Genomic DNA, 21042 nt, shown 5'->3' with positions numbered 1-21042 from the left:
ATACCTTGCTTAGAACTTGGTACCCAGGTAGACGGTAGCAACGTTCGCATTCTCCAGGTCAGACGACTTGTAGTTGGTACGAACATATTCCACACCAGCGCGGGTACGCTTGGACAGACCATATTCCACGCCAAGCGCGTAGTTGTTGCTGCCAGTTTTATAGGACGTGCCGGCAATCTTCGCATTGCCCTCATGCCAGTACTCAAACTTCGGCACGAAGTTGCCATAGGTATAAGCGGCACCAACACCATAACCCTTGATCTTAGCATCAAGGACACCCGAGGTGCCCTGTGCATAAGCAGCCATCAGTTTCAGGTCGCCCAAGGTTACCGAACCATTCAGTTCGTGGAGCTTTGTAAAGTCTCCGGAAGAATTTTCCTTGAAGCGGGAGCCATCATAAGACACGGCGAAACCGTTCCCTTGGTAAGCCAGGCTGACGGCCTGCGCGTACAGCCTAGCCTGCTCATCACCGCTGCTAACACCAAAGCTATGCTGGACAGTGCCAGTAAAGCCGCCCAGATTCGGTGTTTGATATGAAACCATATTATTGGCACGGAAGCCTTGATCATAGATCAGCGACTTCCAGGTGGCATTTTCATTTTCAAAAATGGACATCGCACCCGAGGTCGGCATGATGTAGATGTTACCCATGGTCAGGGTACCAAAACCGCCGGTCAGGCCCACAAAGGAGTCACGGCCCGCCCACAGGTTGTCGCGAGCGTCGATGGACTGATCAGCCAGGTTGATACGGCTGGCAATCTGCCAGATGGCTTTCAGACCGTTGCCGATATCATCGGAGCCAGCGAACTTGATTTCACCCTGAGTACGATTTTCGGTGGTGAGGGAGTGCTTGGCTACAGGGTCAGTCTTGGGGCCACCATTCTTGGTATTGACGATGCCGACAGCCAGGTCGCCGGAGATGGTAACGTCTGCCATGGCAACTGCCGGCAGGGCAGCCAGGGTAGCCAGTACGATAAGTTTTTTCATTGGTTTTTCCTTTCAGGGGTCACGAACCTTGCCCGCGGTGTTAATCCGGGTATCCAGACACTCAGCTTCTGGACAGGGGCTTTTTCAGACCACCGGCATGTCCGGCGGCATCTGCTTCGGACGATAAAAGGCATGTTGCAGAAATAAAAATCAGCAACTGACAACCAGAAGAAAAAACACCATAAGAGTTTGTTTTTATTAAAAATATCAAGATTGCAAATCAATCTTTCTAGCTGCAAAATATGCAACACCCCTCCCCAAAGCGTTGCAATTTCACTACTAGCCAGACGTTCCATGACCACTTCCGCCGCTCTCATGTGGTTTCGGCGCGACTTACGCGCGATTGACAACACTGCCCTGTTTCAGGCGCTGCAAGCTCATTCGCGCGTCGTTTGTGTCTTTGTGCTCGACCACCTCATTCTTGCGCCGCTGCCTGATGACGATCGCAGGCTGGCATTCATTCATGCCGCCTTGCAGGAACTAGATCACAGCCTGCAACAGCATGGCGGCGGCCTGCATGCGGTACAGGGCAACCCGGCAGTGGAGATTCCCAGGCTGGCGCAGCAGTTTGCTTGCGATGCCGTGTACTGCAATCGGGATTACGAGCCGTATGCCCGTGCGCGGGATGCACAGGTTGCGGCAAGGTTGGCCGCACAGGGCATCGCCTTTCAGCCATGCAAGGATCAAGTCATTTTCGAGTGCGACGAACTCCTTACCGGGCAAGGCAGGCCTTACACCGTATTCACGCCATATATGAAGGCCTGGCGGCAGCGTTTCAGCCCGGCACTGACCCAGCCGCGCCCGGCTCCGCTTGCAGGTGCCTTGGCGCTGCCACCGGCGCAGTTACGGCTGCCCGCACTGGCAGATATCGGCTTTGCCAACGCAACGGTCGCCGATTTGCGGCTGCCAACCGGCCGCAGTGGCGCACAACAACTACTGCAGGATTTTGGCGACCGCCTGAGCCACTACAAGGCAACGCGCGACTTCCCGGCCATCAAGGGTGTTTCCTACCTGTCGGCGCACCTGCGCTTTGGCACGCTATCGATACGCGAAGCCATCGCCCTTGCCTTGCAGGAGGAGTCGGAAGGAGCAACGTGCTGGCTGAACGAGCTGATCTGGCGCGAGTTTTACCAGCAACTGCTATGGCACTTCCCGCACGTTGCCAGCGATAGTTTCAAGGAGCAGTACCGCGGCCTGGTGTTTCCAGGCAAGGAGGAATGGTACGCCGCCTGGTGCCAGGGGCGTACCGGTTACCCCATCGTGGATGCTGCCATGCGCCAGCTCAACCACAGCGGCTATATGCACAACCGGCTGCGCATGATCGCCGCCAGCTTCCTGGTCAAGGACCTGCTGATCGACTGGCGCCGCGGCGAAGCCTACTTTGCCGCCAAGCTGCTGGATTTCGACCTTGCGGCCAACAATGGCGGCTGGCAGTGGGCTGCCTCCACCGGCTGCGATGCCCAGCCCTACTTCCGCATCTTCAACCCGGTAAGCCAGTCGGAAAAGTTCGACCCGGAAGGCAAGTTCATCCGCCGCTACGTACCGGAGCTGGCCTCACTGGACGACAAGGCCATCCATGCGCCATGGCTGGCGAAAAGTCTGCCGGCGGGCTTCGAGCTTGGCCGCGACTACCCAGCTCCCATTGTCGAGCATGCCGAGCAACGCGAGCTGGCACTGGCGTTGTTCGGCCGCAAATGAAAAGGCCCGACAAAGTCGGGCCTGGTTAAGCAGGGGCGCCTGGATCAAGGCTTCTTGGCAGGAGCAGCAGGCTTAGCGGCTGCAGCAGGCGCCGCCGGCGCGGTACCGGCGCCAACCACCAGCTCGGACTTGAGCTTCTCCAGGGTCTTCGGACCATAGCCCGGCACCTTCTGCAGGTCGGCGTAAGTTTTGAAGGGGCCATTCTTGGTGCGGTAGTCGATCAGCGCCTTGGCCTTTACCGGGCCGATGCCGTTGAGCGCCTCCAGTTGCTGCGCAGTCGCGGTATTGGCATTCACGACCGCCCAGGCAGACAAGGTGACAAACAGCATGCACAGGGCTGCCAGCAGTTTCTTCATGGTGAACCTCCTGTCGGAATCCCGACTTACAAGGGGAGCAACCAATATGTCAAAACGCTAGATCTTGTGCAAAAAGAATTGCAGCACCACCTTGCTACCGATATACCCTAATAGCAACAGTGCAAAACCGGTCAGTGTCCAGCGGATGGCGATGCGACCACGCCAGCCATGCAGCTTGCGGCCAACCAGCAGGCCGCCGAACACCAGCCAGGAGAGCACGGCAAACACAACCTTGTGACTGATGGGCACCGCGCGGCCGAATACTTCCTCGGCAAAAAATACACCGCTGAGCAGGCTGAAAGTCAGCAGCACGAAGCCGGTACCCAGCGTCTGGAACATCAGGTTTTCCAGCACCAGGAGCGGCGGCATGCGCTTGGCCAGCGCAAAGCGGTGCTCATGCAGCGCCTTCTCCTGCAGCAACATCAGGATCGCCAGCAGCGCGCCGATGGCGAACAGGCTGTAAGCCAGCAGCGACACCAGCAGATGCAGGATGAAAGCCGGGTTGTCGACCTGGTACAGGGTGTGCGGCAAGGGCAGCACCTCGGCCATCAGCACGCCGATGGCCCCCAGCGGCACCAGGAACACCTGCAAGCCTTCCATGCGGGCGAAATAGCTGCCGGTCCAGAATATCAGCAACATGATCCACGCCAGCAGCGACAGCGCCGAGCCCAGCCCCATGTTCAGGGCGCCCGAGTGCGCCACCGGCAGGGTAAGCACCATGGCATGCACCGCCAGCAATACGCCGAGCAGGAAATGTTCGCGCTGCGGCTGACGCGGCCACAACGATACGCCACGCCAGTGGCCGATGAAATGCCAGGACAGCCCGAGGTAACCGGACAGCAGCAAAATGACCAAAATCAACAGGATGCCACTCATCTGAATTGGGGGAAGCGCCACGCCGGGACGCCGGGTCGTGGTAAAATGGACGATTACGGCAGTCTACACCAAGCACAAAGCACTTGGCAGACCATAAGGACACCCCATGCTTGACAACCTTTCCTCACGCCTCACCGGTGCGCTGAAAACCTTGCGCGGTCAGGCGCGGCTTAGCGAGACCAATATCCAGGACGCTCTGCGCGAAGTGCGCATGGCCCTGCTGGAGGCCGACGTGGCACTGCCCGTGGTCAAAACCTTCATTGCCAACGTCAAGGAACGCGCGCTGGGCCAGGAGGTACTGGGCAGCCTGACACCAAGCCAGGCCATGATCGGCGTGGTCAACGAAGAGCTGGTCAAGCTGATGGGCGAGAAGAACGACGCCCTGAACCTGGCCGCGGTACCACCCGCCATCATTCTGATGGCCGGCCTGCAGGGCGCCGGTAAAACCACCACCGTGGGCAAGCTGGCCAAGCTGCTGAAGGAAACCCAGAAGAAGAAGGTGCTGGTGGTTTCCGCCGACGTGTACCGCCCCGCCGCCATCGAACAGCTGAAGCTGCTGGCCGAGCAAGTGGGCGTGGAGTGGTTCCCGTCCGACGGCAGCCAGAAGCCGGAAGACATCGCCCGAGCCGCGGTGGACTACGCCAAGCGCCACTTCTTCGACGTGCTGATGGTAGATACCGCCGGCCGTCTGGCCATCGACGAAGCGATGATGGCCGAGATCAAGGCGCTGCACGCCTGCCTGAACCCGATCGAAACCCTGTTCGTGGTGGATGCCATGCAGGGCCAGGATGCGGTGAACACCGCCCAGGCCTTCAACGAGGCCCTGCCGCTGACCGGCGTGATCCTCACCAAGATGGATGGCGACTCGCGTGGCGGTGCCGCGCTGTCGGTGCGCCACATCACCGGCAAGCCAATCAAGTTCATCGGCGTAGGCGAAAAGGTGAGCGGCCTGGAGCCGTTCCACCCCGACCGCCTGGCCGGCCGTATCCTCGGCATGGGTGACGTACTGTCCCTGATCGAGGACGTGCAGAAGGGTATCGACGAGGAAGAAGCGGCCAAGATGGCCAAGAAGCTGAAGTCCGGCAAGGGCTTCGACCTCGAAGACTTCAAGACCCAGATGCAGCAGATGAAGAAAATGGGCGGCATGACCAGCATGCTGGAAAAGATGCCGGGCGAAATCGGCCAGCTGGCCAAGGGCGTGCAGGGTGCCGAGGCGGAGAAATCCATGCGCCGCATCGAGGGCATCATCAACTCCATGACCATGGATGAGCGCCGCAAGCCCGAGCTGCTCAAGGCCAGCCGCAAGCGTCGCATCGCCGCCGGCTCCGGCGTCAGCGTGCAGGAAGTGAACAAGCTGCTGGCCCAGTTCGAGCAGATGCAGAAGATGATGAAGATGTTCTCGTCCAAGGGCGGCATGTTCAAGATGCTCAAGGGCCTCAAAGGCATGAAGGGCATGCTGCCGGGCATGTAATCCATTGCAACGGGCGTCGTGTACGCCCGTTTTTTACGCTGTTTTTTCGCCGATACCATGCAATACGACGTAATCGTCCTGACCGACCACGAACTCCTGGCCCTGAACGAGGCCGACTGGTACAGCCGCCAGGTGCACACCGAAGACGGCCTGGTACTGCAAGCGCTGGAAAAACACGGCCTGAAGGTTGGCCGCAAGGACTGGGCCGACCCCGATTTCGACTGGGCGAACTGCCGCAGCGCGGTATTCCGCACCACCTGGGACTACTTCCACCGCTTTGCCGAATTCGCCCCCTGGCTGGCCCGCGTCAGCCAGACCACCCGGCTGTTCAACGAAGCGGCGCTGATCCACTGGAACATCGACAAGCACTACCTGGGTGCACTGGCAGAAAAAGACGTCAACATCGTACCCACGGTCTATATCGAACGTGGCGATGCGCGTTCTCTGGCCCACATCGTGGCGGAAACCGGCTGGGATGAGGTCATCCTCAAGCCGGCCATTTCCGGCTCCGCGCGCCACACCTACCGTTTTGCCGGCATCGACAGCGAGCAGCACGAATGCGTGTTCGGCGAGCTGATCGAGCAGGAAGCCATGATGCTGCAGCCATTCCAGCGCAACATCCTGGAAAGCGGCGAGCTGTCGCTGATGATCATCGACGGCAAGTACACCCACGCCATCCGCAAGACCGCCAAGGCAGGCGACTTCCGCGTGCAGGACGACCACGGCGGCACCGTGCACCGTTACGAAGCCACTGCCGACGAGATCCTGTTTGCCGAGGCCGCGGTGGCGGCGGTGCCGTTCGACGTGCTGTACGCCCGCGTGGACCTGATCCGCGACAATGATGGTCAACTGGCCATCATGGAACTGGAAATGATCGAACCGGAGCTGTTTTTCCGTTTCAACCCGCCCGCTGCCGACACGCTGGCGGCCGGCATCGTCCGCCGCCTGCGGGCCTGAGATTCCGTTTTTATTTGAAGCAACCGGCCAGCCCTGCTGGCCAGCAACCTGGAAGCACTGAGTGATGAACCTGACCACGCTGACCGCCCTCTCCCCGCTCGACGGCCGCTACTCTGGCCAAGCCGAAGCGCTGCGCGACATTTTCTCCGAATACGGCCTGATGAAAGCCCGTATCAAGGTAGAACTGGAATGGCTGAAAATGTTGGCCGCAGAACCGGGCATCGAGGAAGTGAAGCCGTTCTCCGAGGCCACCATCCGCGAGATCAACGACGTGATCGCCAACTTCTCCGTGCAGCACGGCGAAGAAGTGAAAGCCATCGAAGCGCGCACCAACCATGATGTGAAAGCCATCGAGTACTGGCTGAAAGAGCGCCTGTCCGGCAACCCGGAAGTCATGGCCGCCAGCGAATTCATCCACTTCGCCTGCACCTCCGAAGACATCAACAACCTCAGCCACGCGCTGATGCTGAAAACCGCACGCAACACCGTGATGCTGCCGGGCCTGGATGAAGTCATCGGCAAGCTGTCCACCCTGGCGCACGAGCTGGCCGCGGTACCGATGATGAGCCGCACCCACGGCCAGCCGGCCACCCCGTCCACCATGGGCAAGGAACTGGCCAACGTGGTGTACCGCCTGAAGCGCCAGCGCGAACAGCTGGTGAAGCAGGAAATCCTCGGCAAGATCAACGGCGCGGTAGGCAACTACAACGCCCACATCGTGGCCTACCCGGGCGTGGACTGGGAAAGCCTGGCCGACCGTTTCGTTACCGGCCTGGGCCTGACCTTCAACCCGTACACCATCCAGATCGAGCCGCACGACTACATGGCCGAGCTGTACCAGCAACTGTCGCGCATCAACACCATCCTGATCGACCTGGACCGCGACGTGTGGGGCTACATCTCGCTGGGCTACTTCAAGCAGAAGGTGAAGAAGGACGAAGTGGGCAGCTCCACCATGCCGCACAAGGTGAACCCGATCGACTTCGAAAACTCGGAAGGCAACCTGGGCCTGGCCAACGCCGTGCTGGGCCACCTGGCCGAGAAGCTGCCGCTGTCCCGCTGGCAGCGCGACCTGACCGACTCCACCGTGCTGCGCAATATGGGCGTGGGCTTCGGCTACACCCTGCTGGGCTTCAAGGCGCTGATGAAGGGCCTGAACAAGCTGGAACTCAACCCGGCCATGCTGGCCAGCGACCTGGACGCCACCTGGGAACTGCTGGCCGAGCCGATCCAGACCGTAATGCGCCGCTACGGCGTGCCCAACCCGTACGAGCAGCTCAAAGAGCTGACCCGCGGCAAGGACGGCATCACCCGCGACACCCTGGCTGCCTTCATCAAGGGCCTGGAGATTCCGGAAGCCGAGAAGAGCCGCCTGCTGGAGCTGACCCCGGCGGGTTACGTGGGCAAGGCCGAGGAACTGGCACGCCGCATCTGAACGTTGGCCGCAAGCTGACGGCAGGCTATCAATAGCTGGCCTGCACAAAACAAAACCCTTCCGCCACGCGGAAGGGTTTTGTTTTTTCGGCACCAACAGCGGCACTACAAACCCGCCAACACCTCATCCAGCGCCCTCAGCAGCATATCGGCGTGCTCGCGGGCGAACACCAGTTGCGGGCGCACCTTGAGGATGTTGCCGGCCGGGCCGGTGGCGCTGATCAGGATGCGGCGCTGGCGCAGCGCGTTGACGATGCGCGCGGTCTCGGCGCTGGCCGGGGCCTTGCTGGCGCGGTCGCTGACCATTTCCACGCCCAGGAAGAAGCCGGCGCCGCGCACGTCGCCGATCAGCGCGTGCCTTGCGGCCAACGTTTCGAAGCCGGCCTTGAGGTAGGCACCGGTTTCCAGCGCGTTGTGCTGCAGGTTTTCGTCCCGGATCACGTCCAGCACCGCCATGCCGGCGGCGCAGGACACGGCGTTGCCGCCGAAGGTGTTGAAGTAGCGCACGCGGCTGCCGAAGGCATCGATGATCTCGGGCCGCGCCACCAGGCCGGCGATCGGGTGGCCGTTGCCCATCGGCTTGCCCATGGTGACGATATCCGGCAGCACGCCGTGGCGCTGGAAGCCCCAGAAATGGCTGCCGCTGCGGGCGAAGCCGGCCTGCACCTCGTCGGCGATGAACAGGCCGCCGGCGGCGCGGATCGCCTCTGCGGCGCGGGCCAGGCAGCCCGCCGGCTCCGGATACACGCCGTCGCTGGTGAACAGCGTATCCACCAGCAGCGCCGCCGGCTGGATGCCATGGCGGCGCAGGTCGGCAATGGCGGCCTCCACTTCGCGCACGAAGCGCTCGCCGGCATCCGGCCCCTGCCGGTAGCTGTCCGGCGGCGGCACGGTGCGCACGTGCACGCCCAGCGGCACGCTGTCGCCAAAGGCCGGCGAGCACTCGGCCACGCTGCTGGTCACGCCGTGGTAGGCGTGGCTGCTGACAATCACCCCCTTGCCGCCCGTGGCGTTCCACGCCAGGCGCAGCGCCAGGTCGTTGGCCTCGCTGCCGGTGCAGGTGAACATGGCCTGGTAGCCGGCTGCCGGCAAGGTGGCCAGCAGGCGCTCGGCGTAGTCGACGATGCCGTCGCCCAGGTAGCGGGTGTGGGTGTTGAGGGTGGCCGCCTGCCGGGCGATGGCCGCCACCACGCGCGGGTGGCTGTGCCCTACCGAGGCCACGTTGTTGTACACGTCGAGGTAGGGCGTGCCGTCCGGGTCGTACAGCCACACGCCCTCTGCCCGCACCACGTGCAGCGGCTGCTCGTAGAACAGCCGGTAGGCGCTGCCCAGCGCGGCCTGGCGGCGGCGGATCAGTTCCTGCTCGCGCGCCGGCAGCTGCCCGGCGCTGGCCGGGTCGAAGGCGTTCACCATGCGTTGATCCTTGCTCATGCCTGTCCTTTCGTGCCGCAAACGGCGTGCAGATATGCCTGTGCCTGCGGGCGGCCCATGGCCAGCAGCCGCTGCATGCCGTCCCAGCTCAGGCCGTGGTTGCGCAGGATGTAGCTACTGTTTTCCGGGTATTTGACCGCGCGCCAGCCGGTGATGGTCACCGTCATGCACAGCCGGGTGAGGATGAGGTCGTACAGCAGGCCCACCTCCTGCGCCGTCAGCGGATTGACGGCGTGATAGGCGGCAATGACCTCGCCGGCGCTGTCCAGCGGGTTGGCCTGTTCGGACAGCTGGTAGGAACAGGCTACCGCCAGCTCGTCCACCAGCGGCGCGTGCACCATGTCGCCAAAGTCGATGATGCCGGCGGTGCTCACGCCGTCAGCGCCCACCAGCACGTTGTAGGGGTTCATGTCGTTGTGGATCACCTGGCGGCGCAGGCCGGCCAGGGTTGGCCGCAAGGCACTGTCGAAGTGTGCCAGCCAGCTGGCCAGCGCGTCGCGCTTGGCGCCGGCCGGGGTGGCCTGCAGCAGCGGCGCCAGGTCCTGGCTGTGCTGGATGTCCCACAGCAGGCGGTGCGACGCCGCCGGGTGGCTGAAGTCGCTCAGCGCCACATTCAACCGGGCCAGGGTGTGCCCCAGCTGGCGGCGCTGCGCTTCGCTGCGGCTGACCTGGTGCAGCGGCTGGCCATGCAGAAAGCTCAGCAGCCGCAACACGCGCTGGCTGCCGTCGCGCATCGCCACCACGCCGTAGGGTGCGCCGTCCTGGCGCGCGATCACCTGCGGTATCGGCAGGCCGGGGTCGCGCTGTATCGCGTGCAGCAGCGCCCGGGTCTGGAAGTCGGTGACCGCGCGGTCTTCCGCCGGGTGGCTGAGCTTGAGCACGTATTCGCGGCCGTCGTCGGCGCGGATGTGGAAGTTCTCGTCGCGCTCGCTGTTGAGCTTGCTGCTGTCGCCGCGCAGCCGGTAGTGCGTCCACAGCAGCGCGGCCACTTCGTCCGCCGCGGTGGCTGCGGCCATGGTGGTGAACAGCTGGTTGTCCATCGCCTCAGACATGCTGGCCCCCGTTGATGTGGATTTCCGCGCCATTGATGTAGGCGGACTGGCTGCTGCACAGGAAGTGGATCGCCTCGGCCACCTCCTGCGGCGTGCCCAGCCGGCGCATCGGCACGTCGCGCTCGACAATGCTGGCGGTGTCCGGCGACAGAATGGCGGTGTCGATCTCGCCCGGGGCGATGGCATTGGCGCGGATCCCGTGCGGCGCCAGCTCGTGCGCCAGTTCGCGGGTGAGTGCGGCCAACCCTGCCTTGGAGGCGGCATAGGCCACGCCGGCGAACGGGTGCACCCGCGAGCCGGCGATGGAGGTGACATTGACGATGCTGCCTTGCCCGCGCTTGAGCTCCGGGAACAGTTCGCGCGCCAGCAGCGCGGTGGACACCAGGTTGACGTTGAGCACCCGCTGCCAGGTGTCCATGTCGCTGTCCAGCACCCCCAGCCGCGCGCCCTGCGGCCCCTTGGGCGATATGCCGGCGTTGTTCACCAGCGCATGCAGCTCGCCGTCCGGCAGGCGGCGGCGCACCTCGGCCACCAGCGCCGGCAGCGCGGCCAGGTCGGCAAGATCCGCCTGCAGGTGGCTGTCGCGCGCCATCGGCCAGCGGCAGGTTTCGGAAAACGGCTGCCGCGACACGGTGAGGATGCGCCAGCCCTGCTCCTGGAACAGTTTCACCGTGGCGTGGCCGATGCCGCGGCTGGCGCCGGTGAGCAGCATGTAGCGCTGGCGCGGCGGAAGGGAATCGCTGTGAGTGGACAAGATATCGCTCCTGTAGGGGTGGCGTACGGCGGGCCTGTCTGGTGACGGTCGTTGTTTTTGTATATGATGCATCATATTTGTTGCATGCCCGGCATGCAAGCACCGCAGCCGCTTGCAGCCCACCCGCCGCCAGCATGAGCAACACCTGCCGGAAGCGGAACACGACGGGGGGCCTCGAAAACCCCTGCTTTCCAAGCAAGACAAGGCGCAAACGAAACTATCGGCGCAGCATATGGCTGATATGTAAGGAGAAATTTTTCGTGAGCAAGGCAGTATCGCGACAAAATCAGGCGCCTTTCGAGGTGCCCGACAACCTGGGCAGCACCGTCTACCACCTGATCAGCGAGGCGCTGATCCAGGGGCGGCTGCGCCCTGGCGAGCGGCTGAAGATCCGCGAGCTGGCGGAAAAGCTGGGCACCAGCGTCACCCCGGTGCGTGACGCCATCCTGCGCCTGGTGCAGGAGCAGGCGCTGGAGATGAAGTCGCCGCGCGATATCCGCGTGCCGCACATGACGCTGCAGCGCTACCTGGAGATACGCGCCATCCGCGTCAAGCTGGAAGGCCTGGCTGCAGAGACCGCCGCCGCCCGCGCCACCGCGGCCGACATCGCCCGGCTGCAGGATCTGGTGGCGCGCAATAACGATGCGCTGGCGCGCGGCGACCACGCCGCCGGCTGCGACCTGAACCAGCAGTTCCACTTCGCGCTGGTGGACATCGCCGGCATGCCCTTCCTGGGCGGCATCCTGTCCCGCATCTGGCTGCAGATGGGGCCGCTGATTTCTGCCGCCTACGCCGCCGGCGGCCAGGACATGATCGACTACCACCCGCCGCTGATCGCCGCGCTGCAGCAGGGGGATGGCCCCGCCGCCGCCCGCGCCATCGGCGACGACATCGTCAGCGGCGGCCACGCCATCCTGCTGCATCTGCAGGCACAGGCCGGAGCCTGAACCCTTCCCCGCCACGCACAGCACTTATGCATTTTTCGCCTAGGCTTATCGATGCCGGGCGAATTTCCTTGTGAGGATTTCTTGTTTTCCGGCGTCTGCCGCGCTGTATACAGTGGCCCCCTCATTGCCACGCCCCTGCCGCCACACCGCGGCCACGGGGCCTGTACCGAGGGGGAAATATGTACTGCAGTCTGCATCTTGCCGCGCATCCGGACGCGCCGACCGCCAGCGGGCAGCCGGCGGCACACCGCACTGAACATGCGGCCAACCCTGCCCGCCGCGGCAACGTGGAGTGGCCCACCTGGCTGCTGATCGCTGCCATCTACGGCGGCTGGCTGGGCAGCGTGCTGGCCTGGCGCCAGCTGGGGCCGTGGCTGGGCACCCCGCTGCTGGTGGTATTCACCTGCTGGTATCTGTCGCTGCAGCATGAGCTGATCCACGGCCACCCCAGCCGCCATGCCTGGCTGAACGCGCTGCTGGGCTGGGCGCCGCTGGCGGTGTGGTACCCCTACCCGGTGTACCGCGACAGCCATCTCGCCCACCACCATGACGACCACCTGACCCTGCCCGGCATCGACCCGGAAAGCTATTACCAGCGCGCCGCCGGCCAGCCCGGGGCGTGGCTGGCGCTGCTCCGCTGGCGCAACACCGCGCCGGGGCGCCTGCTGCTGGGGCCGGCGCTGGGCTGGGGCGCCACCCTGCTGGCCGCCTGGCGCCAGCGCGACGTGCGCACGTCATGCATATGGTCTGCGCATGTACTACTGTTGAGCGGCATGCTGCTGTTGCTGGCGCGTGCCGGCATTGCCCCGCTGTACTACCTGCTGGCGGTGGCCTACCCGGCGCTGTCGCTGGCGATGGTGCGCTCCTTCTACGAGCACCGCGCGGCGCCGCAGGCCAATGCCCGCTCGGTAATCAACGAAGCGGCCTGGCCTTGGCGCTTACTGTTTCTTAACCTGAACTATCATTTGGTGCATCACCTGCACCCGGGCATTCCCTGGTTCCGGCTGCGCCAGACCTACCTGGCCCGTCGCGAGCACTACCGGCAGCACTGCGACGGTTTCACCGAACAGGGCTACCTGCCGTTGCTGTGGCGCCACCGCCGCCAACCGGTCATCGCCGAGTTTCATCCCTTTGCCTGACGCCAACTACCGAGGTCCTATCATGACGCAACGCATCTCCCGCTTCCTGCCGCTGCTGGCCGTGCTGGCCGCCACCCTGACCACCCCGGCGCTGGCCGCCGACCCCATCCGCGTCGGCTCCAAGATCGACACCGAAGGCGCGCTGCTGGGCAACATCATCCAGCAGGTGCTGGAGGCCAACGGCATCCAGACCGTCAGCAAGGTATCGCTGGGCAATACCAAGGTGGTGCGCGGCGCCATCACCGCCGGCGAGATCGACATCTACCCGGAATACACTGGCAACGGTGCGTTCTTCTTCTCTGATGAAAGCAACCCGGCGTGGAAGAACGCCGATGCCGGCTACCAGCTGGTGAAAAAACTGGACCAGGAGCGTAACAAACTGGTGTGGCTGACGCCGTCGCCGGCCAACAACACCTGGGCCATCGCCGTGCGCAAGGACCTTGCTGCGGCCAACAAGCTCAAGACCCTGAGCGACCTGGGGCACTACATCAGCAAGGGCGGCAGCTTCAAGCTGGCGGCCTCCGCCGAGTTCATCGAGCGCCCGGACGCGCTGCCGGCCTTCGAGGGCGCCTACGGCTTCAAGCTCAAGCAGGATCAGCTGCTGACCCTGGCTGGCGGTGACACCGCCGTCACCATCAAGGCCGCCTCCGAGCAGACCTCCGGCGTCAACGCCGCCATGGCCTACGGCACCGACGGCCCGGTGGCGGCGCTGGGGCTGGTGACACTGGAAGACGTGAAGGGCGTGCAGCCCATCTACGCGCCCACCCCGGTGATCCGCAGCGACGCGCTGGCGCGCCAGCCGCGCATTGCCGCGCTGCTGCAGCCGGTGTTCCGCTCGCTGGACAGCGCCACGCTGCAGAAGCTGAACGCCAGCATCGCCATCGAAGGCCGCGACGCACGCAAGGTGGCCGCCAGCTACCTGAAGAGCAAGGGCTTCATCAAGTGAGCGTAGCGGCGGCATGGAGGGCGGCATGAGAACCGACCGCGTCTACCTGCTGCTGGCGGCGCTGCTGCTGGCCGGCGCCACGCTGCCGCTGCTCGGCTACGCCCCCAACCGGCTGCTGAGCGGCCAGGGGCTGTGGCTGAGCCAGCTGCACAGCACCGGTGTGGCCTGGCTGCTGCTGCCGGCGCTGCCGCTGCTGGCCTCACCCTGGCTGTCGGACGGCCGCCGGCTGCAGCTGGGCATGCTGCTGGCGGCGGCGCTGCTGAGCAATGCGCTGCTGTGGCTGGCCGGCCACGAGGCGGTGCTGCGTGCCGGCGGCGAGGATTCGCTGGTGCGGGTGTCGTTCGGCGCCGGCTTCTGGCTGTTGCAGTTGGCCGCATGGCTGCTGCTGATCGAGGCACTGCGCCGGCTCTCGCCCGGTGTGGCGCGGCAGACCGCCGTGGTGCTGGCGGCGCTGCTGCCGGCGGCCTGGCTGCTGTACCACGGCACGCTGGATCAGCTGTCGCTGCTGAAGGAATACGACAACTACCGCGACAACTTCGCCCAGGCGCTGCTGCAGCATGTGCAGCTGGTGCTGTTCTCGGTGCTGCCGGCGCTGCTGGCCGGCACCGTGCTGGGCCTGCTGGCGTTCCGCTCCGCCCGCGTGCGCGCCTGGCTGTTCCCGCTGCTCAACGTGGTGCAGACCATCCCCTCCATCGCGCTGTTCGGGCTACTGATCGGGCCGCTGGCGCTGCTGGGCCGGCTGTTCCCGCACAGCGGCATCGCCGGGGTGGGCATGCCGCCGGCGCTGCTGGCGCTGCTGCTGTACTCGCTGCTGCCGCTGACGCGCGGCACCCTGGCCGGGCTGCAGCAGGTGCCGCCGGCAGTGCGCGAGGCGGCGCGCGGCATGGGCATGTCGCCGTGGCAGGTGTTCTGGCGTGTGGAGCTGCCGCTGGCGCTGCCGGTATTCGTTGGCGGCGTGCGCATCACCGCGGTACAGGCGGTGGGGCTGGCCGCCGTGGCGGCGCTGATCGGCGCCGGCGGCTTTGGCGCCATCATGTTCCAGGGGCTGTCCGGCAGTGCGCTGGACCAGGTGCTGCTGGGCGTGTTGCCGGTAGTGGCGCTGGCCATTGCCGTGGACGCGCTGTTCAAACTGCTGATTTCCTGGCTGGACAGGTAGAAACCATGATCGAGATCGATAACGTCACCAAGCGCTTCAACGGCTGGAGCGCGGTAAGCGAACTTACCCTGACGCTGGCCGCCGGCGAGCTGACCGTACTGATCGGCACCTCCGGCTCCGGCAAATCCACCACCCTGAAAATGCTCAACCGGCTGCTGGAGCCGGACAGCGGCAGCATCCGCCTGGGCGGCGAAGACATCCGCCGCCAGTCGCCGGAGGCGCTGCGCCGCCGCATCGGCTATGCCATCCAGTCGGTGGGGCTGTTCCCGCACTGGACGGTGGAACAGAACATCGCCGCGGTGCCCAGCCTGCTGAAATGGCCGCCGGCGCGCATCCGCGCGCGGGTGGCAGAACTGCTGGCGCTGCTGCAGCTGCCGGACGACTTTCGCAGCCGCTACCCGCACGAGCTGTCCGGTGGCCAGCAGCAGCGGGTGGGCGTGGCGCGCGCGCTGGCCGCCGACCCGGAAGTGCTGCTGATGGACGAGCCGTTCGGCGCGCTGGACCCGGTCACCCGCGGCAGCCTGCAACAGGAGCTGGCGCGCATCCAGGCACTGTCCGGCAAGACCATCGTGCTGGTGACCCACGATATCGACGAGGCGCTGCTGCTGGGCCAGCGCATCGTGCTGATGGACCAGGGCCGCATCGTGCAGCAGGGCCGCGCGCATGACTTCCTGCTGCAGCCGGCCAACGATTTCGTGCGCGAGTTCGTCGGCCAGAGCGATGTGGGCGTGCGCCTGCTGGGGCTGGAAACCGTGGCCGGCCATGTGCACCCCTACGCCCGCGTGGAAGGTGAGCCGATACGCCGTGACAGCACGCTGCGCGAGGCGCTGTCGGTATTCGTCACCCGCCGCGTGGACCGCCTGCCGGTGGTGGACGAGCAGGGCCGCCCCGCCGGCACGCTGCACTTTGCCGACCTGCTGGGCACGCCGACATGAGCCGCGCGCCCCGCCCCCGCCGCGCGCTGCTGCTCAGCGGCGGCCTGCTGCTGGCCGGCCTGCTGTTGCTGCCGCACAGCGCACCGCTGTTCTCGCACTGGTTTCCGGAGCTGGCGCGGCCGCTGTACCAGCAGGAAGGCTTTGCCACCCTGGTGCTGGCGCACCTGGCCATCGTCGCCGCCTCCAGCGGCCTCGCCATTGTCGGCGGCGTGGGCGCCGGGCTGTTCGTCAGCCGCCCTGCCGGGCGCGACTTCCGCCCGCTGCTGGAAACGCTGCTGGCCATCAGCCAGTCGCTGCCGCCGGTGGCGGTGCTGGCCGTGACCGCGCCGCTGATCGGCTTTGGCGAGCTGCCGGCGCTGATCGCCCTGGTGCTGTACGGCGTGCTGCCGGTAACCCAGGGCACCATGACCGGGCTGGATTCGGTGCCGGACGGCGTGCGCGAGATCGCGCGCGGTATCGGCATGACGCCACGGCAGATACTGTGGCGGGTGGAGCTGCCGCTGGCCATGCCGGTGATCCTGGCCGGGGTGCGCACCTCAGTGGTGATCAATATCGGCACCGCCGCCATCGCCTCCACCGTGGGCGCCAAGACGCTGGGCCTGCCCATCATCGTCGGCCTCAGCGGCTTCAACACCGCCTACGTGATCCAGGGCGCGCTGCTGGTGGCGCTGCTGGCCATCGCCGCCGACCAGCTGTTCGACTGGCTTGCGGCGGCCATCGCGCCGCACGCCCAGGCCAACCCGCCACACTGAAAGGAAACCCATGCTGTGCAGCCTGCCGATGTACCCGCACGAGTCATTGCTGGCCGAGTTCTGGAACGCGCTGCGCCGGCGGCTGACGGCGGGCGGCCTGGCTGGCCTGCCCACCGAACTGGGTTGGCCGCAAGACTACCTGGCTCACTGGCGCAGCCCCGAGCTGCTGCTGAGCCAGACCTGCGGCTACCCGGCTGCCACGCTGCTGGCCGAACACGTACAGGTGCTGGGCGCCTTCCACTACGCGCTACCCGGCTGCAGCGGCTACCAGTACAGCAGCCGGCTGACGGTGCGCCGCGATGACCCGCGCCAGCAGTTGGCCGACTTCCGCCACGCCCGCGCGGTGTGCAACGAGCCCCACTCGCAATCCGGCTGCCATTCGCTGCGCGAGCTGGTGGCGCCGCTGGCTCAGGATGGCCGCTTCTTTTCCAGCGTGACCTTCAGCGGCGCCCACCGCCTGTCGGCACGGCAACTGGCCGCCGGCGAGGCCGACATCGCCGCGCTGGACTGCATCAGCGTGCACCTGTTGCAGCAGCAGGAGCCGGAAGTGTTCGCGCAGCTGCGCTGCATCGGCCACACCGCCAGCGCGCCCGGCCTGCCGCTGGTCACCGCCCGCGACACCCCGCCCGCCGTGGTTACCCTGCTGCGCCAGGCGCTGGCGACCTGCGTGCGCGATCCGCTACTGCAGCCCTTGCTGCGCCGGCTGCACATCGCCGATTTCAGCGTGCTGGACGCCGCCGATTACCAGGTCTGCCGCCAGCGTGCCGAGGCCATCCTGCCGCAGCTGGCGCCCTGGTAGCGCACCGCTGCGCAAAAAAAAGACCGGGCACATGGCCCGGTCAATGCAGACACCCATCAGAGAATGGAGATCGCCCACTGTATGCGGCCAACCTTGCGGCGTGAAACAAGCAAATCTGCTGAGCTTATCAACGCCGGGCTGCCGACAACACAAAGCCCCTGCGCCAGGCGCAAGGGCTTGATTCCGGGCACAGGCCGGCTGCCGCCGGGCGACAGATCAGGGGAAATACCTCACCCGCGGCGCAAACGGCCTGTTGGCGCCTCCGCTCAGTTGGTGATCTTGATCGGCACCCACTTGGCCTGTTTTACCTGGTAGACGGTAATCGGCGCCTTCTGCAGATCGCCCTTGGCATCGAAACGGTAGCTGGCATTCGCCCCCTCGAAACTGAGCGTCTTGAGCGCCGCGGCCACCCGGCCGCCATCGGTGGTCTTGGCCTGCTGCATCGCCAGCGCCGTCAGCATCACCGCATCGTAATGCTGCGGGCCATAGGCCAGCGGCAGCTTGCCGTACTTCTGCTGGTACTGGCGGATGAATTCCTTGCCCTGCTGCCGGCTGTCCAGCACATTGCCGGCCACCGCGGCCATGAAGCCCTCGCCATTGCTGCCGGACAGCTTGATGAAGTCTTCGGTCTGGATCATGTCGCCACTGAGCACCCTGGTGCTCAGCCCGATCTGTTTCATCTGCAGCGCAAACGGCGCCGCCTGGTTGTCCGACAGTGCCACGAACACCAGGTCGGGCTTGGCTGCCTTCAGCGATGTCACGATGGGGGCCATATTGTTCTGCCCCGGCGTGGTGAAGTCGCGACGCACCACCTGGCCGCCCAGGCGCTTGATTTCGGCCTCGAACTTGTCCGCCAGGCCCTGGCTGTAGGCGGTGCGGTCATCCACCATGGCAATGCGCCGGGCTTTCAATTCGTGCAGCGCGTACTGCGCCATGGCCGGGCCCATGCGGGTATCCACCGCGCTGAGCCGGAAAGCGTTCTGGTAGCCCTGGCTGGTATAGGTCGAGTTCACCGCCACCGAAAACTGCGGAATGCCGGCCTGGTTGACGATGCGCGATGCCGGAATGGTGGTGCCGGAGGTAAACGGCCCGATCACCGCCTTCACGCCGGCATCCACCAGCCGCTGCGCCGCCAGGGTGGACTGCTTGGGGTCTTCCTGATCGTCCTGCGACACCAGCTCGAAGGTGACCGGCTCGCCATTGATCCGCACCCCCTTGCTGTTGAGGCTATCGATGGCCAGCTGGGCACAGTTCTGGTTGTCCTTGCCCCAGTGGGCATCGGGGCCGGTCAAGGGGCCGATAAAGCCAAGCTTGACCACGTTGGCCGCAACGGCGGCCTGGCAGGCCAGGGCGACAAGGGTACAGACAGCGATTTTTTTCATTGCAGACATCCTTCGGGGTGGGGGGCTACGACGGGTCATGCTCGGGGTTGCCGGCGCCAGCGCCGGCAGCTACAGGCTGCCGCCCGGGCCACGGGCAGCGGCAACGGGTCCGGCTCAGCGTGCGGCGTTCTGCATGCGCAGCGCGCAGCGGGCGGCGGCAAGATCCCAGGCCGCCGTGCCCACGCTCTTGAACAGGCGCGGCTGGTCGAAGTCGATGCTGTCCTGCAGCGCATCGGCCAGCGAGTGCACCGCTTGCCAGTCGATGCCGGCCTGGATCAGGTCGCCGGCTTCGTGGCGGGCGCCCAGCGGGTCGTCGATATAGATCCGGCTGCCGTGAATCGGCACCGCGCCGTACTCGGCCATGTCCGGCTTGAACGCGCCCACCCCGATCAACAGGCGCTCCTTGCGCGCCGGCAGCTCATACACCGGCACCTTGCTGGTGGTGAGTGCCAGCACGGCCGTGGCCGCCTCCGCCACCTGTGCGCCGCCCGGCTGCAGCGACAGCTCAAGCTGGCGGTGGGCGGCGATGAAGTCCTGCACCTGCGCTGCCGAGCGGCCATGCACATCCACCCGCAGGCCGGGATAGGTGTCAGCCAGCGCCCCCAGGTGCGCCGCTGCCTGGGTGCCGCAACCGATTACCGCCACGTGGCGCGGCGCTTCGGCCAGCAGGCGGCGCAACGCCAGCAGCGAAACCGCTGCCGTGCGGCGGGCGGTCACGGTGGGGCCATCCAGCAGCACCCTGGGCACGCCGGTGGCCGCGTCGTAGACGCTGACCATGCCGACAATGGTCGGCAAGCCATGGTGCTGATTGCCCGGGCAGACGTTGACCAGCTTGTGGATGGCGATATCGGCAGCCGTGGCCGGCATGGACAGCAGCACGGCATCGCCCGGCAGTGGCAGCACCTGCCGTTCCGGGCTGTGAATCAGGCCGGCGCGGCAATCCAGCGCCGCCTGCGCCACCTCCTCGCACAGGGCAACATAGGGCAGCAGTTCGGCAGTCTGGGCAGCCGTCAGCACGCTCAGGTTCGACATGGGAAATTCCTCCGGGCAGAAACAAATGCTGGCAGCAGGCTTGGCCGCATGGCGGCAGTAGCGGTCTGGTATACTTACCAGTGCCAGCAAAACTGGCTACGATTATTACCAGCAACACTACAAAAGACACAAACTGGTTTTGATAATTAGCCAGTTTCTGCCGACAATGTGACCAATTCCACCACAGCCACCGCCCGGAACCACGCCATGCCAGAAGAACACGCCGCCCCTTTTCGCGCCCAGCTGGTCTACGAACAGGTTGCCGACCAGATTCGCATGCGCATCTACAGCGGCGAGTTTGCGCCTGCCTCGCGGCTGCCATCGGAACGCGAGCTGGCCAACCGCTTCGGCGTCAGCCGCCCCGCGGTACGCGAGGCCATCGGCGCGCTGCAGAACGAACAGCTGGTGGTCACCCTGCGCGGCTCCGGCACCTATGTCTGCCGCGAACTGCCCAGCCAGCAGCCAGCCGGCACGCACGCCGCCAGCGCCACCGACGACAGCCCGATGGCCACGCTGGAAGTACGGCTGCTGCTGGAGCCCTCCATTGCCCGCATGGCCGCGCGCAAGGCGCAGCGCAGCCCGGAGGCGGAGCGGCTGTTGAACGCCATGGCACAGGTGAAGGACATCGATGACCCGCAGCAGCAGCAGCTGTGGACGGAATCCGACCGGCTGTTCCACCGCGAACTGGCGGCCATGACCGGCGACAGCCTACTGGTAAGAATTGCAGACCAGATTGCACAAAACATGGAACAGCCGCTGTGGCAGCGGCTGCGCGATGACGGCATCTACGATGCCGCCCGTATCGAGCTGTATGTCGCCGAACACCGGCTGATCTACGAAGCCATCGTCAATGGCGATGAAACCGCCGCCGCCTTCTATGTCGAGCAGCACCTGAAGCGGGTGAGCAAGGACATTACCCAGCTGTAGCCACAGCTGCG

21 protein-coding genes are annotated in these 21042 nt (G+C 65.3%); 12 read left to right on the top strand and 9 right to left on the bottom strand.

Annotation, left to right across the window (positions count from 1 at the left end):
- Positions 1 to 9 precede the first annotated feature (9 nt).
- Together PSELUDRAFT_RS08480 and PSELUDRAFT_RS19335 are read right to left on the bottom strand one after the other, a co-directional pair.
- Positions 10 to 987 carry a porin gene (locus PSELUDRAFT_RS08480; protein ID WP_088966431.1) on the bottom strand — a complete coding sequence of 326 codons (978 nt, stop codon included), beginning with the start codon at positions 985 to 987 and terminating at the stop codon, positions 10 to 12.
- The gene (locus PSELUDRAFT_RS19335; protein WP_157725068.1) at positions 984 to 1283 is read right to left on the bottom strand and encodes a hypothetical protein; all 300 of its coding nucleotides are present in this window, start codon (positions 1281 to 1283) and stop codon (positions 984 to 986) included. Before PSELUDRAFT_RS19335 ends, PSELUDRAFT_RS08480 begins: the two co-directional genes overlap by 4 nt.
- On the opposite strand from PSELUDRAFT_RS19335, the gene PSELUDRAFT_RS08475 reads away from it, so the two are divergent.
- The gene (locus tag PSELUDRAFT_RS08475; RefSeq protein WP_088966430.1) at positions 1282 to 2685 is read left to right on the top strand and encodes a deoxyribodipyrimidine photo-lyase; all 1404 of its coding nucleotides are present in this window, start codon (positions 1282 to 1284) and stop codon (positions 2683 to 2685) included. The genes PSELUDRAFT_RS19335 and PSELUDRAFT_RS08475 overlap by 2 nt on opposite strands.
- A gap of 44 nt (positions 2686 to 2729) precedes the next feature.
- Here PSELUDRAFT_RS08475 and PSELUDRAFT_RS08470 read toward each other — a convergent pair whose 3' ends face one another.
- Together PSELUDRAFT_RS08470 and PSELUDRAFT_RS08465 are read right to left on the bottom strand one after the other, a co-directional pair.
- Complete coding sequence (locus tag PSELUDRAFT_RS08470) at positions 2730 to 3041, bottom strand: ComEA family DNA-binding protein (protein ID WP_088966429.1); 312 nt, start codon at positions 3039 to 3041, stop codon at positions 2730 to 2732.
- Positions 3042 to 3098: 57 nt separating this feature from the next.
- The gene (locus PSELUDRAFT_RS08465; protein ID WP_231895339.1) at positions 3099 to 3902 is read right to left on the bottom strand and encodes an inner membrane protein YpjD; all 804 of its coding nucleotides are present in this window, start codon (positions 3900 to 3902) and stop codon (positions 3099 to 3101) included.
- Positions 3903 to 4023: 121 nt separating this feature from the next.
- Here PSELUDRAFT_RS08465 and ffh point away from each other — a divergent pair, with 121 nt between their 5' ends.
- The 3 genes from ffh to purB all read left to right on the top strand — a co-directional run bounded on the left by ffh (position 4024) and on the right by purB (position 7780).
- Positions 4024 to 5388 carry a signal recognition particle protein gene (gene ffh / locus PSELUDRAFT_RS08460; RefSeq protein ID WP_088966427.1) on the top strand — a complete coding sequence of 455 codons (1365 nt, stop codon included), beginning with the start codon at positions 4024 to 4026 and terminating at the stop codon, positions 5386 to 5388.
- 57 nt (positions 5389 to 5445) lie between these two features.
- On the top strand, positions 5446 to 6345 hold the full coding sequence (locus PSELUDRAFT_RS08455) for a RimK family alpha-L-glutamate ligase (RefSeq protein ID WP_088966426.1): 900 nt from the start codon (positions 5446 to 5448) through the stop codon (positions 6343 to 6345).
- 64 nt (positions 6346 to 6409) lie between these two features.
- The gene (gene purB / locus PSELUDRAFT_RS08450) at positions 6410 to 7780 is read left to right on the top strand and encodes an adenylosuccinate lyase (protein WP_088966425.1); all 1371 of its coding nucleotides are present in this window, start codon (positions 6410 to 6412) and stop codon (positions 7778 to 7780) included.
- Between the two features lie 104 nt (positions 7781 to 7884).
- Here purB and PSELUDRAFT_RS08445 read toward each other — a convergent pair whose 3' ends face one another.
- The 3 genes from PSELUDRAFT_RS08445 to PSELUDRAFT_RS08435 are packed head-to-tail and all read right to left on the bottom strand — an operon-like array spanning position 7885 to position 11016.
- Positions 7885 to 9210 (bottom strand): aspartate aminotransferase family protein, encoded by a 1326-nt coding sequence (locus tag PSELUDRAFT_RS08445; protein WP_088966424.1) that lies wholly within the window; start codon positions 9208 to 9210, stop codon positions 7885 to 7887.
- Entirely contained in the window at positions 9207 to 10262 is a 1056-nt protein-coding gene (locus PSELUDRAFT_RS08440) for a phosphotransferase (RefSeq protein ID WP_157725067.1), read from the bottom strand. The genes PSELUDRAFT_RS08445 and PSELUDRAFT_RS08440 overlap by 4 nt, the downstream gene beginning before the upstream one ends.
- A complete protein-coding gene (locus PSELUDRAFT_RS08435) occupies positions 10255 to 11016 on the bottom strand; it encodes an SDR family NAD(P)-dependent oxidoreductase (protein ID WP_231895338.1) in 762 nt (253 codons plus the stop codon). The genes PSELUDRAFT_RS08440 and PSELUDRAFT_RS08435 overlap by 8 nt, the downstream gene beginning before the upstream one ends.
- A 260-nt stretch (positions 11017 to 11276) precedes the next feature.
- Between PSELUDRAFT_RS08435 and PSELUDRAFT_RS08430 the strand changes: the two genes are divergently transcribed.
- The 7 genes from PSELUDRAFT_RS08430 (at position 11277) to PSELUDRAFT_RS08400 (ending at position 17690) form a co-directional block, all read left to right on the top strand.
- Positions 11277 to 11963: a GntR family transcriptional regulator gene (locus PSELUDRAFT_RS08430; protein ID WP_231895337.1), complete on the top strand. Its 687-nt coding sequence runs from the start codon at positions 11277 to 11279 to the stop codon at positions 11961 to 11963.
- A gap of 179 nt (positions 11964 to 12142) precedes the next feature.
- Positions 12143 to 13102, top strand: a complete 960-nt coding sequence (locus PSELUDRAFT_RS08425; protein WP_088966421.1) for a fatty acid desaturase — start codon at positions 12143 to 12145, stop codon at positions 13100 to 13102.
- 22 nt (positions 13103 to 13124) lie between these two features.
- A complete protein-coding gene (locus PSELUDRAFT_RS08420) occupies positions 13125 to 14048 on the top strand; it encodes an ABC transporter substrate-binding protein (protein WP_088966420.1) in 924 nt (307 codons plus the stop codon).
- Between the two features lie 25 nt (positions 14049 to 14073).
- On the top strand, positions 14074 to 15204 hold the full coding sequence (locus tag PSELUDRAFT_RS08415) for an ABC transporter permease (protein WP_088968438.1): 1131 nt from the start codon (positions 14074 to 14076) through the stop codon (positions 15202 to 15204).
- Between the two features lie 5 nt (positions 15205 to 15209).
- Positions 15210 to 16139, top strand: a complete 930-nt coding sequence (locus tag PSELUDRAFT_RS08410; protein ID WP_088966419.1) for an ABC transporter ATP-binding protein — start codon at positions 15210 to 15212, stop codon at positions 16137 to 16139.
- Entirely contained in the window at positions 16136 to 16891 is a 756-nt protein-coding gene (locus PSELUDRAFT_RS08405) for an ABC transporter permease (RefSeq protein ID WP_088966418.1), read from the top strand. The genes PSELUDRAFT_RS08410 and PSELUDRAFT_RS08405 overlap by 4 nt, the downstream gene beginning before the upstream one ends.
- Before the next feature lie 10 nt (positions 16892 to 16901).
- On the top strand, positions 16902 to 17690 hold the full coding sequence (locus PSELUDRAFT_RS08400; RefSeq protein ID WP_088966417.1) for a phosphate/phosphite/phosphonate ABC transporter substrate-binding protein: 789 nt from the start codon (positions 16902 to 16904) through the stop codon (positions 17688 to 17690).
- Between the two features lie 266 nt (positions 17691 to 17956).
- Here PSELUDRAFT_RS08400 and PSELUDRAFT_RS08395 read toward each other — a convergent pair whose 3' ends face one another.
- Entirely contained in the window at positions 17957 to 19072 is a 1116-nt protein-coding gene (locus tag PSELUDRAFT_RS08395) for a branched-chain amino acid ABC transporter substrate-binding protein (protein ID WP_088966416.1), read from the bottom strand.
- Positions 19073 to 19186: 114 nt separating this feature from the next.
- Positions 19187 to 20104: a bifunctional Delta(1)-pyrroline-2-carboxylate/Delta(1)-piperideine-2-carboxylate reductase gene (lhpI, locus tag PSELUDRAFT_RS08390; RefSeq protein WP_088966415.1), complete on the bottom strand. Its 918-nt coding sequence runs from the start codon at positions 20102 to 20104 to the stop codon at positions 19187 to 19189.
- A gap of 207 nt (positions 20105 to 20311) precedes the next feature.
- Here lhpI and PSELUDRAFT_RS08385 point away from each other — a divergent pair, with 207 nt between their 5' ends.
- The gene (locus tag PSELUDRAFT_RS08385; RefSeq protein WP_088968437.1) at positions 20312 to 21031 is read left to right on the top strand and encodes a FadR/GntR family transcriptional regulator; all 720 of its coding nucleotides are present in this window, start codon (positions 20312 to 20314) and stop codon (positions 21029 to 21031) included.
- Positions 21032 to 21042: the final 11 nt, after the last annotated feature.

This window comes from Vogesella sp. LIG4 (assembly GCF_900090205.1).
In the GTDB taxonomy this organism is placed as follows: Bacteria; Pseudomonadota; Gammaproteobacteria; order Burkholderiales; family Chromobacteriaceae; genus Vogesella.
The sequence above is the reverse complement of the archived record's forward strand: the minus strand, read 5'-3'. Positions and strand labels throughout refer to the sequence as shown.